We start from the raw sequence: 14308 nt of genomic DNA on the forward strand, positions 1-14308 counted from the left end.
GAGCCTCTGGCTCTTTTAGCAAATCAATCAGCAAACTCCATCAAAACCGCTTGCCAATACTCACCGACACCGTCGGAAAAAACACATCGCCCTTAGAATCAGCCTGAAAACCGGCAACAATACCCGCTACCAAATCTTTCCCAAAAGTATATCTCCCAAAAAGCTGCAACATCCCTCCTACTGCCACGGTCCGCTGAGGTTCTGTGTTGCGGAGAATTGTCAGCGGTAGTGGATAACCGGTGAGGATCGGAAATAGGACTTCGCGATCATTGGCGGTTGACGAGGACTGATAACGCACCAAACCGCCCAGTTTCAAACCTGCATCAATGTTTTTCGATCGCAAGAAATGATAGCCCAATTTCCCCGCAAGCTGAGCGCCTGCCGTGGTGTGGCGATAAGACAAATCTTCCTTTCTCCCATCATCCCATGTCACGAGTAACAAATCTGAGCCGTCGTGGATCGTCATTCCTAATTCCGAAGACCACGACAATTTCGGGCGGAACATTTTCTCATATTCGACACCCAAAGCCAGTCCGTACCTATCACCAGAACCTGCTTTACTTGCGCCCATGTTGACGGACAGCATTTTGCCGGGTAAGAAACTGTCAGGCATTGGCTGTGTTTCCTGAGCCAATGAATTGTAAGACAAGAACATTACGAATGCGAGTAGTAAGTTTTTTTTCATAGTTTATTGATTATTCAGCCAGATAGGCGGCGAATCCGCGGTAGGTACGTCGTAATATTAAGCTTTTCTCAACTAAGAACCGCGCGGGAACGCTAATTGTAGCTGTCCGAATACCACGTTATTAAGAATCAGGGAATTGAAAGAAATCAAAAGTCGCCATCTCGAATTATTATCTTGAAAAATCCACTTGCTAATAAGCGCATTATGACAAAAAAGTTATCCGTTGGCTTGCTGGTTTTATACATAGCCGCCCTGGTCTGGCTGGTGCTTTTCAAACTAAAACTCAACCTTCCGCTACTATTCCAGGATCAGCAAAGAAGCCTCAATTTGATCCCGTTTGCCGCTCCTTCCATTGTAGACGGACGCATTAACTATGGAGAAATGATCATGAATTGTTTGATCTTCATCCCATTTGGCTTGTTACTGAGCGCCAATTTTAAGAAAGCCGGATTTTTGCCGAAGCTGGCTTTTATCCTCGCATTCAGCTTAATAGCAGAAATTCTACAACACATATTCGCCATCGGAGCAACCGATATAACAGACTTAATCACAAATACCTTAGGCGGATTTCTCGGACTCCAACTCTATGATTGGATCAATAAATATGTTTCCGACAAAAAATTAGACCGCGCAATTATCGCCATCGGCATACTCCTGCTCCTCATTTTCCTCTTCGTGCGCTTCATATTTATCATTCTGCGGTGACGACATAGGGACTTACAAATTGCCATTTTCTACCTTCCGGCTACAAGTGTTACGGCGCTCTGCGCCTAAATCATGCCATTGAACGGATTAAATGACAGGTGCAGAGCACCGCAAGACTTGTAGAAATTAACGAGTCTCCAAACCAACCCAAGGTGCAGCGCACCGAAACCAAAAGCCACATCCCAAATTACAGCAAAGCCAGACAACCGCTAGGATTGTCTGGCTTTGTTGCTGAATCTGAGCGGCTGCTCGCCTTACTTTTTCATCGCCTCAATCCGCTGGAAGAAAAACACCAGCTCTTTGAACGACGTGAAAATGTCGGCGGCGCGGTGGTTGTAACCCAGCTCCCGCTGCGCCACCATGTAGCCCGTGTAAATGTCCCAAAGGTCATTAATCCAGCTGGCGGCGTGGCTCTGGCTGAGCAGCTCTGCGACTTCCCGGCCATAAGCCAGGAGCTTCGAATCCTCAGATTCGTCGGAATTTGGTTGTGTTTGCATTGCGTTACATTTTTTTAGGATAAAAATTAAACTGAGGCGCCCTGTCTACAGGTGTCCTAGCAGATGTAACACCGCTCGGGGAGCTTTCGCCGACCCCCACCATAACAGGGCATTTCTTGCAAGATTCTTCATAAGTTACATTTGATTAGGAGCTTGAAGGTTCAGAAGAAATTTGGAGAAATGCAAATTTGGGGTTAAAATGAGATATGGGCGCAGGTGCAAAGCTTCTACATGATTTGGCCATTTAAAAAGTATTTGCCAGAACCGACGCCATTTATAAATATATAGTCTTCCTACTAGAAAATCTTAAAAGAACAAATCTCGAAAGCCAAAGATTTAACAGCAATATTCTAATTCCACAACATCGGCTATCCGAAAATCTTAGTAAATTATCCCCTCAACTCAATATCCTCTATAACAAAGTCAGATAACTAATGAATTTCTTAGAAAAACACCTAGCAAACACTGATCCGGGTCTGTTCGCCAAATTCGAAGAGACGAAACTAGAAGTCAATCTACTTTTAGGGAAATATTCCGCAAATTTCCCTGACTATACAGATCATTCCGTAAGTCACACGTTAGAAGTCTTCAAAATTGCCGCCGAGCTTATTTCCGATGAAGAAATCGAGGTACTAGACGCAGATGAAATATACATATTGTCAATGGCATGCATCCTACATGACATCGGAATGTGTATTCCTGAGGATAAAATTAAAGACATAACTGAATCCCAAGAATTGATTGCTTATAAGGAATCACACCCAAACCTGACAAATCAAGAATATTTAAGGGACATCCATCATCAATTAAGTAATCAATTTATTTTAAAAGAATGGGAGCTACTCAAAATTCCAAATAAACAATATGCAAAGGCCATTGGCCTCGTAGCAGAAGGACACAGAAAGGTCGACCTAAGCAACTTCGAAGTATACGAACCCAGACACTTTGTAAAAAGTGGAAAGGAATTTGTTTGTCTGCCATATCTTGCATGTATTCTAAGAATTGCCGATGAGTTAGACGTAACAAATTCCAGAACACCGAGACTGTTAACAAAATACTACATGCCAAACAACGAGGTTAGTATAAGGGAATGGTCCAAACATATTGCAACCTCGCAGCGAAATTATTTGGATGGAAATATAATTTTTAAAGTTGAATGTTCAGACCAAAATATCTATGCAGCATTACAAGATCAATTTGAAAAAATTCAAAAAGTCATCAACAGTTGTCAAAAAGTGATAAGATCCATCCCATATTCGAGCAACAAACAGTATAAATTCTCCTATGGTCTTGTAAAGGTAAATTACATTTTTGCTGGCTTTCACCCAAAAGGTATCCGATTCTCATTTGACGTACAAAATGTAGTCACGGCATTCATAGGTGAAGATTTATATAAAAATAGAATGACATCTTTGCGTGAGGCAATTCAAAATGCGATTGATTCATGCCGGTATAAAAAAACTATAATTGAAGGTTATTCTGCGAAACTATCAATTTACTTAACTCCCGAGTATATTCAGATCGAAGATAACGGAGCTGGAATGGATGAATTTATCATTGAGAATTTTTTTGGCAGACTTGCAAGCAGTTTCTACGAACAAGAAAGGATCAAAACTCAATTTGAGGCAATTGGCCAATTCGGAGTAGGAGTATTTTCGTATTTTCTTTTAAGTGAATACATAGACATTGAAACTAAAACGTCCAAAAGTGACGCATTAAAGTTTCGATTTGACAAAGACCCAAAAAGTTACTTTCATTTTTACGACAAAACTTATCGAACGGAGGCGGGCACGACCATTACAATGTACATTAAAAAAGATTTGTTGGAAGAAATCACTTTCCAAAAAGTCGAAACTTATGTTAGAAACGTATTTAATCACATCGAAATCCCCATTAGTATTAGTGACGAATCGAATAAAAGTGTAATAGAATTTTTACCCTTCGAAATTGATGCCAAGTTCGAAATAAAAGAAAGATTAAAACTACAAAATAAGCGAATCGAAAATGACCTTCAACTTTTCACTGCAAAAATAGATGACGACGATTTGGAAGGAGTTTGTGGATTAATTATTGCGAACAATTATTCTGAACCGTTTAAATACCATACATCTACTTTTGATAGTGAGCAGTTTAGAACAGTAAATCATCGACACCCATTCAGTCAAATCTCAGTATCCCAAAAAGGAGTATTTGTTAACAAGTATAATTCGAGCTCTTTAAACCTTTTGATTGGAGATATAAATTTAAAGAAAAAAATAAAAATAAATATTGATAGAAACGAATTCTCTGACGAAGATCAAATTTCTCGGTTCATTCAAAAATTTGAATTCAAAATTTTGAATAATATATTTTCAGAAATAAATACAAGATGTAAAGTAGATAGCGAATTTCTTGATATATCAGATAATTTCTTAAATAACTACCTAACTGTATACTCTGAAGATTTCTTACCTGAGCAAATTAATCTTATTCTGAATTTCGTAAGAGTTCAAAATTGGTACACTGGTGATGTTTACAAATTAATTGATTTACCAAATAAGTTTTCCGAGTTCATTTTGATGTCCAATGAAGAAGAGGAGTTGCCAAAAAGACTAAACCGAAACATCATCATGGCAAATGAATTAGAATATGTTGGCCATTTTAGCAGTCTCAGCACAATTTTTACTACTTTTTTAAAATACAATGACCATGTGGTTTTTGAACATGGGAAATTTTATAAAGCATTTACATCAGAAGATTTACCGGAAAAATATTTATCTGATATTGACGCGCTGCGCAGACTATTGGATAAAAAATACTTTAAATTCAGTGCTATAAATTGCAATCATCTAGTAGTTCATATATGGAAATACAAGGAATCATCAATGAATACCTATTATGATGATGAGGATATATATTTTAATTACAACCACCACTTTATTCAATATATATTACCAAAATAAGCGGCAGTCCGGAGAACAAAAAAATCTTAAAATCTACCTTTGAATACTTATATGAGTTGGCACAACAAGAAATCCAGAAAACCGCACTTCAAAAGTTGAATGATATAATCCATCCTTTGAATAAAATTTCAAAGGTAAAGAAATTTGCAAAATCAGATTTTAATTAGTAACAGGAATGTACTACTTTGTTTAGAAAAATTAACATCCGCATTCTCGGGGTCGAAATTTGGGGTTTCGGCACCGAGAATGTCCTCCATTTTTTTTTACTTCTCTTATAAATTGAGCACTCTTGGGGCGAAAGGCACTAGTTAAAAGCGAAGAAACAATAATATCGTCGCATAAATTTCACTATGAATAACGCTGGGCACTCCAATAATTACTGCCCTATTTAGCGAAGTAAAAATTTACTCGATCATGCAGGCTTGCATATAGTGTCACCAATACGACATTTGAACCAACAAAGTGAGGTGTAGCATCTGAACTGACCATTGTCACACTGAGCGCAGTCGAAGTGCAGAAGCACAATGCAAAAGGCATAGTGCCGAGCCAGTAGCGACCTTCGACTCCGCTCAGGTTGACAAATAAAAATGCCAGATAGCTTCAAGCCAATCCCCTACTCCGACCTCAACGCCTTCACAGGATTCATCAACGCCGCCTTAACCGACCGATACCCCACCGTCACAATCGCAATCAAAAAAGTAATCCCAATCGCTGCCACAAAAATGGTAGCATTGAGATCAATATGATATTGAAAATCAGCCAAATACTTTTCCATCAGCCACCAGCCAATAGGCGCAGCAATGACAAAGGCAATCACCAGCAGCTGGGCGAATTGGCGGCCGAAAAGCCATACAATGCTGCCGACGCCGGCGCCGAGGGTTTTGCGGACTCCGATTTCTTTGGTTTTTTGGGCGGCCATGAACGAAATGAGACCGTACAGGCCGAGGCAGCCGATGAAGATTGCGATGGCGGCGAAGAGCCACATGAGTTGCAGCATGAGCTGGTCGGTTTCGTAAAAATGCTGCAGGTGCTCGTCCAGGAACTGGTAATTGTAAATGTACTCGGGGTTGGTTTCATTCCACGCTTTTTCGATGGAAGCGAGTGTCGCGGGCAGGTTGCGGCCGCTGATTTTGAGAGCACATTGGGAATAGTTATCGGCCCGGGTGGTAAGGCACACAGGGTCAATCTTCTGGCGGAACGAGGCATTATGGAAGTCTTTCATGACACCGACGATGGTACCATTACGGTGATTGATGTTCACATTCTTCCCGATCGCTTCTTCCGGTTCGACGCCAAGTTTTTTGACGGCCGTCTCGTTCAGCAGATATTCCCGCGTGGTGTCTGATTGTGCCAGATTGCGGCCCGCCACCAGTTTTAGCCCGAATGTGGACAAGTATTCCGGGTCGCCGGTTTTGTAAAAAATATTGAATTTCTCATCCTCAGGCCTCCCCGCATACCGGATGCCGGTATCCAGATTATTCTGCGGCGATGCCGGCGGGACATTCAGAAACGTGATTTTCTCGACTTCCGGCAATTGCGAAAACCGCGCGCGCATGGCGCTTTGCTTAGCCACGGTGGTTTCTGGCACCGGCAGCACCACAATGGCGTCTTTTTTGAAACCCATATCGGCCTCGCTGTTGAACCGCATCTGGCTGGTGACGACGATGGTACCGATCAGGAGCGTTTGTGAAATGGCGAATTGAGTGACGATCAATCCTTTACGAACGGACAAACCCCCGACCTGGTTTTGTGTCAGCTTTCCTTTCAGCGCCATAATGGGCTGAAAACCCGCCAGTACCAGTCCCGGATAGGAACCCGAAATGAAGATAACCACCACGAGGAGGCAGGCGATGAAGATGGGGTGGCTGACGTCTTTCAGCAGGTCGAGCGAGACGCGGGTCGAAAGCGTTTCATTCATGTATGGCAAGGCAAGGTACGACAGCCCGATGGCGAAAATGAAGGCTATGAGCGTGATAAGGGCCGTTTCGGTGATGAACTGCCAGAAAAGCTGGCCTTTCCGGCTACCCATTACTTTGCGGACGCCGATTTCTTTACTCCGTCCCAACGCCTGGGCGGTGGCGAGGTTGATGAAGTTGACGCAGGCCGTGATAATCAGGAAAATGCCGATGAGCGAGAGCGCAATAAGCTGACTTTTGGACACGGAGGCGTCGAATTCCTCATCCATGTGCATTTCGGAAAATGGTTGCAAATGAAATTTGAAAGTTTCGGCATCTTTCGCGTTGTAATATTTGGTGGAAATGCCTGCCAGCGCTTTGTCGGCTTTGGCGGGATCGGTACCGGGTTTCAGCAGAACGAATGCCTGGGTGGTGCTTAAAATGCCGCCCCAGGTGTTGAGCCAGGGTTGCGTCTGGCTGATGCTGGCGTAGGAAAGGTATATTTCGTGGCGGATATCGGTGTTTTCGGGCAGGTTTTTGAGGATGCCGGTGACGGTGAAATCGGTTTTGTTATCGAGCCGGAAACTTTTGCCGATGGCATTTTCGCCAGGAAAATATTTTGCGGCCAGCTCCTCTGTGATGACGGCCGTATTGGGCTGGGAAAGTGCGGTTTTCGGATCGCCTGCGACAAACGGGAAATCCATGATCTGGAAAAAGTCAGGCTCCGTATAGGCCACACCGTCACTGAACTTCGCATTGTCTTTCCGGGATGGAAATGAAATGTTTCCGCCGAAATTGATGAGCATCGACACTTTTTCCACAAATGAATAATCCTCGCGCAAGGCGGCACCGATGGGTTGCGGCACACTGCCATATTTGATGACGGTCTCATTGTGCAGCTCGGAAGTCACGCGGTAAATGCGATCGGCTTTTGAATGGAATTGATCGAAACCCAAATGATAATTGATCAGCGAAAAGATCAATATCCCGCAGCTCATGCCGAGTACGAGGCCAAGCACATTGGTGATCGTGTAGGATTTGTGACGGGAAAGCGTCCGCCGGGCAACGGTGAGATAGTTTTGTATCATGGCTGGGCTTAATGATTTCGGGCTGGAATAATGGTACGGACTTTTCTTCGGCTTTGGCCTTGGTTTAAAAAGGCTTGCAATGCGTTTTTTCAAAAAATAAGGTTTTGCAAATTTGATCGCTTCCCATGCATAAGTCCGGCTGGCAGCAAACTCACCCGACTTTTTTACATCCAGTTCAAACTGCTCCTGCATATCCCCTTGCAGCTCTTCAAACAGTTCGGGCGGACATAACATTTTGAACAATTGATCTGCCCAGCGCGGCGGCGCCATATGGTTTTCGTTTTTCATGATTGGGCGGGAGTTACGATTGCATTCCAAAACTGGTTACGCACTTCCTGGATCTCAGCCAGCATTTCGCGCCCGGCTGTGGTGACGCTGAAAAGCCGTTTCCTCCGCCCTCCCCTGCTCAATGTCGCCCCGCCCATTTCGGAAGTGACGTAGCCTTTTTCTTCCAGCCGGTACAATGCAATGTGCACGGCGCTGAGGCTGATGGTGCGGTTGGCGCGCTGGCGGAGCTCTTCGGCAATGCTCACGCCGTAAGCCCCGGTGTTGAGTACGGTGACTGCGAGGAGAACTAGTTCTTCGAATTCGCCCAGGTAGGATCTTCCCATATTTGTTGGAATGTATTTTCTTGATATTTGCTAAACAAATGGCGTGCCAGGGTAAAAAGTACATGATAACCTATTCTTGACCAGCGAATTAACGCATTGTATTCATTTTGCTGGCGTTCAGAAATGGACGGTGCAATCAAGTTACCGGACATCCGCACGCTGATTAGGATTGCAGTCGTGCCCGCGCAAAAAAGAAACCGATTTGTGATGCTGCGTTTTTACCTCACCTGGAAAAACTGACGGTACTGGGATGGGAGGATGGTAAATGGATTAAAATACCTTCGAAAGTGGACAACTTCTCCATCCTGGACAGGTGACGATATGGATATCGAAACACTTCCGGATGGGGTCTGTAATCTTATTGCGCCGGGAGAATCGGAGCATCGCATCCAGTCTGAATTGTGGTCCGGAAGTAAATAGCTCCGCTGGAAAAAACAGATTGCCGGTGGATAATTTTCTTGTGCAAAACTGAAAGATGCTGGCGAATATGTTGATCACATTTATCCTGATCAACATGAAGAAATTTGCAATTGCACTCGTGGTAACGTTTACTCTATTTCAAACAAATGTCGAAGCGCAGGTCATGGGCAATGCCCAATACAACGTGGCGGAATCGGCCGGAAACAGTATTTATGCCAAAAGTACCCCACCGCGGTATAATGACCGGTTTCATCGTAACAGTCCCGATCTCACTGACAGCACGGTTGTAGTTTCGGTCAAAGGATTGATCAACGTATTGCCTGACACATACGTTGCTACGTTCAGTATCATACAAGCCGGCGAAAATCCGGAGACCACAGACAGACTCATGCGCGAGCGCATTGACAGGTTCAAAATAAATTTGAGAGGCCTGGACATCGCGTCAGATGCGATCAGCACGGACATGATCTCGTTTGTACCGAAATATGGCTTTGAAACGGAAAACCGGATTTTCAGCAAAAACTACAATGAAATCCCGGCGGGTTTTGAAATGCAGAAAAACCTGAGTGTCCGGTATAAAGAGTCTTCGGAGCTTGATGAAATGGTCACAAAAGCCGCACAGTCGGAAATCTACGACCTTGTGAAAGTGGATTGTTTTAATTCAAGATTGGAAAGCTTCAAAGATAGCCTGCGCATAAAATGCTTTCTGGATCTTAAAAACAGGGTAAAATCTTTTGAAAATCTGAATTTGCGGCTCGATACACTCCGAAAAACCATTGCCGAAGACTTTTACGTGGTTTTGCCCGAAACGCGCTATTCCGGCTATCAGGCATTTGCAAGAACTTCTCCAAAACCGGGCAAGAAAGGCAGCCTCACCGAAGCCGTGAAGTCGGTTTCCCAATATTACAAGGCAATCACTGATGAGGATTTCAATGTCGTCATGAACCCGGTTGTATTGGAGCCGATGATCCAGGTTACATATCAGCTCGACGTCATGTATCACATTAAGCCAGTTAGCAGGTATTATGTCATTACGCCTGCTGGCGAGAGCAAGAAGTTAATTTTAAAATGATATGGACAACAGAATTTAAACGCTTTTCTGCGATTTCCTGCAAAACGCCTTACCTTGTCAGCCAAAATAGACCAGCCTGCCAGGTAACCTGAAATTGCATGAAAACAGTCGAAATTTTTGAAGGCCCCAGGGCACAAACCTATGACCAATCCATCCGGATCTGGTGTCCTGCATACGATTCCATTCAAGGTCTTCTGCCTTCTTTGCTTGGGTATCATCTCGGAGTTGGCGAGGAGAAAAAAGTACTGGTCGTGGGCAGCGGTACTGGTGAAGAAATTGTAAACCTGCTTCAATTTACCGGTTCATGGAAGATTACCGGAGTAGATCCGTCGCCCGATATGATGGCGCAGGCCGAGACCCGATTACAAGCCTCTTATGCCAGCAGTAATTATGAACTGATCACCGGCCTGATCGACGAGCTACCGGCGGGGGAAAAGTGGGATGCGGCGCTTTCCATATTGGTTTTTCACTTCCTTCCGGACGACGGCTCGAAATTGCATTTGCTTAAAAACATTGCGCTGCGATTAAAGAAAGATGCTCAGCTCGTTTTTGTGGACATATTCGGTGCGGGAGAAGCATTTAATTATAACCTTACCTTGCTAAAAGCTCTTTTGTTGGGCAAAGGATTTGAACCGCAGCTGGTTGAAGGCGGCATCGAGCACATTAGAAAATCACTTTATCCGATTTCGCAGGAAAGGCTGTCAGAGTTGCTGGATGAAGCCGGGTTTGGAAAACCGCATTTATTTACTCAATCTCTTATATTCGGCGGCTGGATTGCCACCAAACTTAACTAATGTGAACCAAATGAGCGAAACCAAATTCAACATTGCAGTATTGATCGACGGCGACAATGCGCAGGCCAAATTCATGAAAGAAATGTTGGAGGAAGTTTCCAAATATGGAAAAGCCACAATCAGAAGGATTTATGGCGATTGGACCAGCTCGCACATGAACAGCTGGAAGGAAACGGTTAACAATCACTCCATTAGTCCGATCCAGAAATTTTCCTACACCACCGGCAAAAACTCAACGGACAGCTCGCTCATTATCGACGCCATGGACATTCTCCACAGCAAAAGCGTCGATGGATTTTGCATTGTATCGAGCGACAGCGACTATACCGGACTGGCAAAAAGGATACGCGAAGAAGGACTTTTTGTAATGGGCATCGGCAGAAAAACCACGCCGCTTGCCTTTGTGAACTCCTGCGAAATTTTCACATTCAGCGAGAACCTGATCGCGGAACTGGACGTGGCCATCGAAGAACCGGAGGCCAAAAAGGTCGATATTACACCGCAGGAGAAAATTCAGAAAGAAGCTAAAAAGCCGGAAGCAAAGAGAAAATTCCCTAAAATTGACATGACTGTCATTGATAAGGCATTTGAAATTTCTACCAATGAAGAAGAGGAAGCATTGATCTCAAAGTTTGGCTCCTCGCTCCGCAAAATCGATCCCAGCTTCGATTCCCGTACTTATGGATTTAAGACGCTGACCCAGCTGCTTAAAAGTCTGGCAAAATACAAGATCGTCAACAATGAGGTCAATGGGTTAAATCATCCTTTGATCAAACTGAAACCCAAACGCGAACCGGAGCGGGTTCGCGACCCCAAGGCTTAAACTGCGACTGATGAGATTTGGCGACGTCCGATAAAAAATTTCCGAAATAATTTGCGTAAGTAAATGCTTACATATATTATTGCGTAAGCAAACACTTACATATTATGCCGATCGAAGCAAGAAGGGACGTTTTCCAGGCCATCGCCGACCCGACCCGGCGGCAGATCATTGGCTTGATCGCGCAAAAGTCGATGAACCTGAATGCCATTGCAGATCATTTCCAGATCAGCCGACCGGCGATTTCCCAGCATGTCAAAATCCTGACCGAGTGCGGCATGGTAGTTGTGCGACAGGAAGGACGCGAAAGATTTTGCGAAGCGAAATTGGACGGACTGAGCGAAGTGTCCAACTGGGTAGATCAGTACAAGCGGTTCTGGAATGAAAAACTGGATTCGCTGGGAAGTTATCTCAGCAGGGTCCAGGCCAATAATCCGTCGAATGAAGCATCAAATAACAACCAATCAAACAACAACCAATCAAACAACAAATAATATGAGCCAGCAAGCAGAAAAAAAGGAAGGTTTGAAAATCGTAAGGGAATTTAAAGCGCCTAAGACGCTTGTATTTGACGCCTTTGCGTCGCCCGAAGCATTTAGCGAATGGTGGGGGCCGACGGGCAGCCAGCTGACGGTGGAAAGTTTCGATTTCAGGCCAGGCGGCCAAACACATTACAAAATGGAAGGAAACGGCCACGTGATGTGGGGCTTGTTCCAGTACAAAAACATCCGGCGGGCGGACCTGCTCGAATTCATTAATTCGTTTGCAGATGCGGAAGGAAATATCATCACCTCGCCTTTCCCCATGGATTTTCCCCTGGAGATTTTCAACCAGATCACCTTGGAGGAAACCGACGGCGTGACGACGTTAACGATCCAGGGACATCCGGTCAATGCCACACCTGCTCAAGAAGAAACCTATTTCTCGATTATGGAGAGCATGCAGCAGGGATTTGGCGGGACGTTCGATCAGCTGGCCGCTTATTTGGAAAAGATCCAGGGATAGTCGGGAATGGACATTTCCGGTCGGGTACTGTCATTTGTTGTTTCCAATCACGAATGGTGAATGGTGGTACCTGACTAAAAATGTAAATGTCTGAATGTTAACAGGAACAATCCAGACAGGTGTGCTGACGGTTTCATGAAGACGAATATACTTCGAAAATTTCCCGTCACTGGTTTCCTTGCTGATGTAAATATATTCCTTGCCCCAAGCTGCTGCTGATACGACATATTCTTGGTAAGCGGAGCTTGTTATACTGCCTTTTCTGAAATCCATAGTTCTGTGGGAACCGACTGTAAGGTACCGGGCAATACATTCAGCTTCGCGCTCATGAATGGACAGGGAACTAGTGATGTTTGTCAAAAGTCTGGATACATTTCTTTCAATTTCATGAATTGCAGTGATCGAGCTTACTGCCAACTGGCTCTGACAATAATCAACCAATTAGTCAGGCAATACTAATCCTTTGGACAAGCGGGATCCGAGGCCAAACGCGTTACTGGGTCAAAATCTTTCTGATTTTCCCCTTCCTATCTATCAGAACATGTTTTTTGTTTTGTGTCCACACCTCGGCATATTTTTGTTCAAAGCCGGATACACCAGCAAATTGTGGTGAGATCACTTCAATTCCCCTCCTGTCAATAAATCCCCATAATCCTCCTTCCCAAGTGGGATGTTCCGGATTTCTGTACTCCGCGTGCCCGCCAACATTAAAAGCAGCCAACCCATTTACAAAAAAAGAAACACACTTGAACCGTGCGGGGATCACTTTCTCCCCTTTTCCGTTTGCAAAACCAATCTTACCATTTTCTTCAAATCTAAAAAGTCCTTCCCTCAATTCGTCGGGACCGTTGTCATATATGTAGGGACTTAAAAGGACGCTGTCTTTTCTGTTAATCCCAAACCATTTGAATTTGTAAGTCACGAAAGCAATGTGATACATTTTTGCGGTTACTACAATTTCATATTTTGGTTGAATGACTATTTTACCATTTCTGGACTTGAAACCATATAATTCTTCGCCAGACGATGTGTCAGAAAACGGCAAAAGGTAATCCTGGCTATTTTGAGCAAAGCCAATAAAATGCATCAGGATTAAAATGAAAACCAGATAAACTTTTGACATAATCGTTAAATTTGGTTAAACAGTATTGCAGGCCGCACTATTAAAACGCATAACAACACTCAGAAAATATGAACATCTGCTACACTGCCAGAGCAGCATTTGGAAAAAATTCCGACGAATACAATGTCGGCTGGGAAGGTTACAGCCAATGGCAAAACCGGCAGGATTTTGATGAAGTAGTCACATTGGACGGGCATCTCAATCGTTCGCTTATCGATATCGGCGAATTAAATAGCGAAGAAGACTGGTCTTATGTGGTGTCAGATGGGGAAAGGCTAACCGGCTTTTTCAGCAGTCTCGATTTTGTGATCAATTGGGTAAAGAACAAAAAGTACAACCTGCTGGCAGTAGCGATCGATCCGGAGGAGGCTTGTGAAAACCTGACGCTGGATAACTTCGAATTCGTGGGCTATGACCTGCTGGACGACTGGTATAGCATTAGTTCCTTAACGAACTGCGGGGGCTTTGTCGAATCCTATTCATTATCAGACATTAACGAATTCGGCCTGTTTAGCGATTGGCAAAAGGCGTTCGATGCCAAGCATAAACTTCTGGAAAACAATCCCGGGCATCCGCATGCAGATACCCACGTAATCGCCGTTTGGCGACATCAAGTGATTGGAAGATAAGCCGTGAGCATTTTGGATGGAA

14 protein-coding genes are annotated in these 14308 nt (G+C 44.1%); 8 read left to right on the forward strand and 6 right to left on the reverse strand.

Going from position 1 to position 14308, the window contains the following annotated elements:
• Positions 1 to 40: 40 nt before the first annotated feature.
• Positions 41 to 685 carry a hypothetical protein gene (locus tag AC1XUF_RS07805; RefSeq protein WP_483341119.1) on the reverse strand — a complete coding sequence of 215 codons (645 nt, stop codon included), beginning with the start codon at positions 683 to 685 and terminating at the stop codon, positions 41 to 43.
• 204 nt (positions 686 to 889) lie between these two features.
• Between AC1XUF_RS07805 and AC1XUF_RS07810 the strand changes: the two genes are divergently transcribed.
• Positions 890 to 1390 carry a VanZ family protein gene (locus AC1XUF_RS07810; protein ID WP_483341120.1) on the forward strand — a complete coding sequence of 167 codons (501 nt, stop codon included), beginning with the start codon at positions 890 to 892 and terminating at the stop codon, positions 1388 to 1390.
• Positions 1391 to 1644: 254 nt separating this feature from the next.
• Here AC1XUF_RS07810 and AC1XUF_RS07815 read toward each other — a convergent pair whose 3' ends face one another.
• Complete coding sequence (locus AC1XUF_RS07815; RefSeq protein ID WP_483341121.1) at positions 1645 to 1887, reverse strand: hypothetical protein; 243 nt, start codon at positions 1885 to 1887, stop codon at positions 1645 to 1647.
• Positions 1888 to 2321: 434 nt separating this feature from the next.
• Here AC1XUF_RS07815 and AC1XUF_RS07820 point away from each other — a divergent pair, with 434 nt between their 5' ends.
• Positions 2322 to 4829, forward strand: a complete 2508-nt coding sequence (locus AC1XUF_RS07820) for an HD domain-containing protein (RefSeq protein ID WP_483341122.1) — start codon at positions 2322 to 2324, stop codon at positions 4827 to 4829.
• Positions 4830 to 5442: 613 nt separating this feature from the next.
• Here the strand turns inward: AC1XUF_RS07820 and AC1XUF_RS07825 are convergent.
• The gene (locus AC1XUF_RS07825; RefSeq protein WP_483341123.1) at positions 5443 to 8100 is read right to left on the reverse strand and encodes an ABC transporter permease; all 2658 of its coding nucleotides are present in this window, start codon (positions 8098 to 8100) and stop codon (positions 5443 to 5445) included.
• Entirely contained in the window at positions 8097 to 8423 is a 327-nt protein-coding gene (locus AC1XUF_RS07830) for a PadR family transcriptional regulator (RefSeq protein ID WP_483341124.1), read from the reverse strand. The genes AC1XUF_RS07825 and AC1XUF_RS07830 overlap by 4 nt, the downstream gene beginning before the upstream one ends.
• Before the next feature lie 475 nt (positions 8424 to 8898).
• Here AC1XUF_RS07830 and AC1XUF_RS07835 point away from each other — a divergent pair, with 475 nt between their 5' ends.
• The 5 genes from AC1XUF_RS07835 (at position 8899) to AC1XUF_RS07855 (ending at position 12534) form a co-directional block, all read left to right on the forward strand.
• Complete coding sequence (locus AC1XUF_RS07835) at positions 8899 to 9915, forward strand: SIMPL domain-containing protein (RefSeq protein WP_483341125.1); 1017 nt, start codon at positions 8899 to 8901, stop codon at positions 9913 to 9915.
• Positions 9916 to 10013: 98 nt separating this feature from the next.
• Positions 10014 to 10709, forward strand: coding sequence for a class I SAM-dependent methyltransferase (locus tag AC1XUF_RS07840; RefSeq protein ID WP_483341126.1), 696 nt, complete (start codon positions 10014 to 10016; stop codon positions 10707 to 10709).
• 10 nt (positions 10710 to 10719) lie between these two features.
• The gene (locus tag AC1XUF_RS07845; RefSeq protein WP_483341127.1) at positions 10720 to 11532 is read left to right on the forward strand and encodes an NYN domain-containing protein; all 813 of its coding nucleotides are present in this window, start codon (positions 10720 to 10722) and stop codon (positions 11530 to 11532) included.
• Positions 11533 to 11636: 104 nt separating this feature from the next.
• The gene (locus AC1XUF_RS07850) at positions 11637 to 12023 is read left to right on the forward strand and encodes an ArsR/SmtB family transcription factor (RefSeq protein WP_483341128.1); all 387 of its coding nucleotides are present in this window, start codon (positions 11637 to 11639) and stop codon (positions 12021 to 12023) included.
• Between the two features lies 1 nt (position 12024).
• A complete protein-coding gene (locus tag AC1XUF_RS07855) occupies positions 12025 to 12534 on the forward strand; it encodes an SRPBCC family protein (protein ID WP_483341129.1) in 510 nt (169 codons plus the stop codon).
• A 30-nt stretch (positions 12535 to 12564) separates the two neighbouring features.
• Here AC1XUF_RS07855 and AC1XUF_RS07860 read toward each other — a convergent pair whose 3' ends face one another.
• Together AC1XUF_RS07860 and AC1XUF_RS07865 are read right to left on the reverse strand one after the other, a co-directional pair.
• Positions 12565 to 12807, reverse strand: a complete 243-nt coding sequence (locus AC1XUF_RS07860; protein WP_483341130.1) for a hypothetical protein — start codon at positions 12805 to 12807, stop codon at positions 12565 to 12567.
• A gap of 220 nt (positions 12808 to 13027) precedes the next feature.
• Complete coding sequence (locus AC1XUF_RS07865; RefSeq protein ID WP_483341131.1) at positions 13028 to 13657, reverse strand: WG repeat-containing protein; 630 nt, start codon at positions 13655 to 13657, stop codon at positions 13028 to 13030.
• A 68-nt stretch (positions 13658 to 13725) separates the two neighbouring features.
• Here AC1XUF_RS07865 and AC1XUF_RS07870 point away from each other — a divergent pair, with 68 nt between their 5' ends.
• On the forward strand, positions 13726 to 14286 hold the full coding sequence (locus AC1XUF_RS07870; protein ID WP_483341132.1) for a hypothetical protein: 561 nt from the start codon (positions 13726 to 13728) through the stop codon (positions 14284 to 14286).
• The last annotated feature ends 22 nt before the right edge of the window (positions 14287 to 14308 follow it).

The sequence above is a fragment of the Dyadobacter sp. HNCC25DJ185 genome (assembly GCF_056895195.1).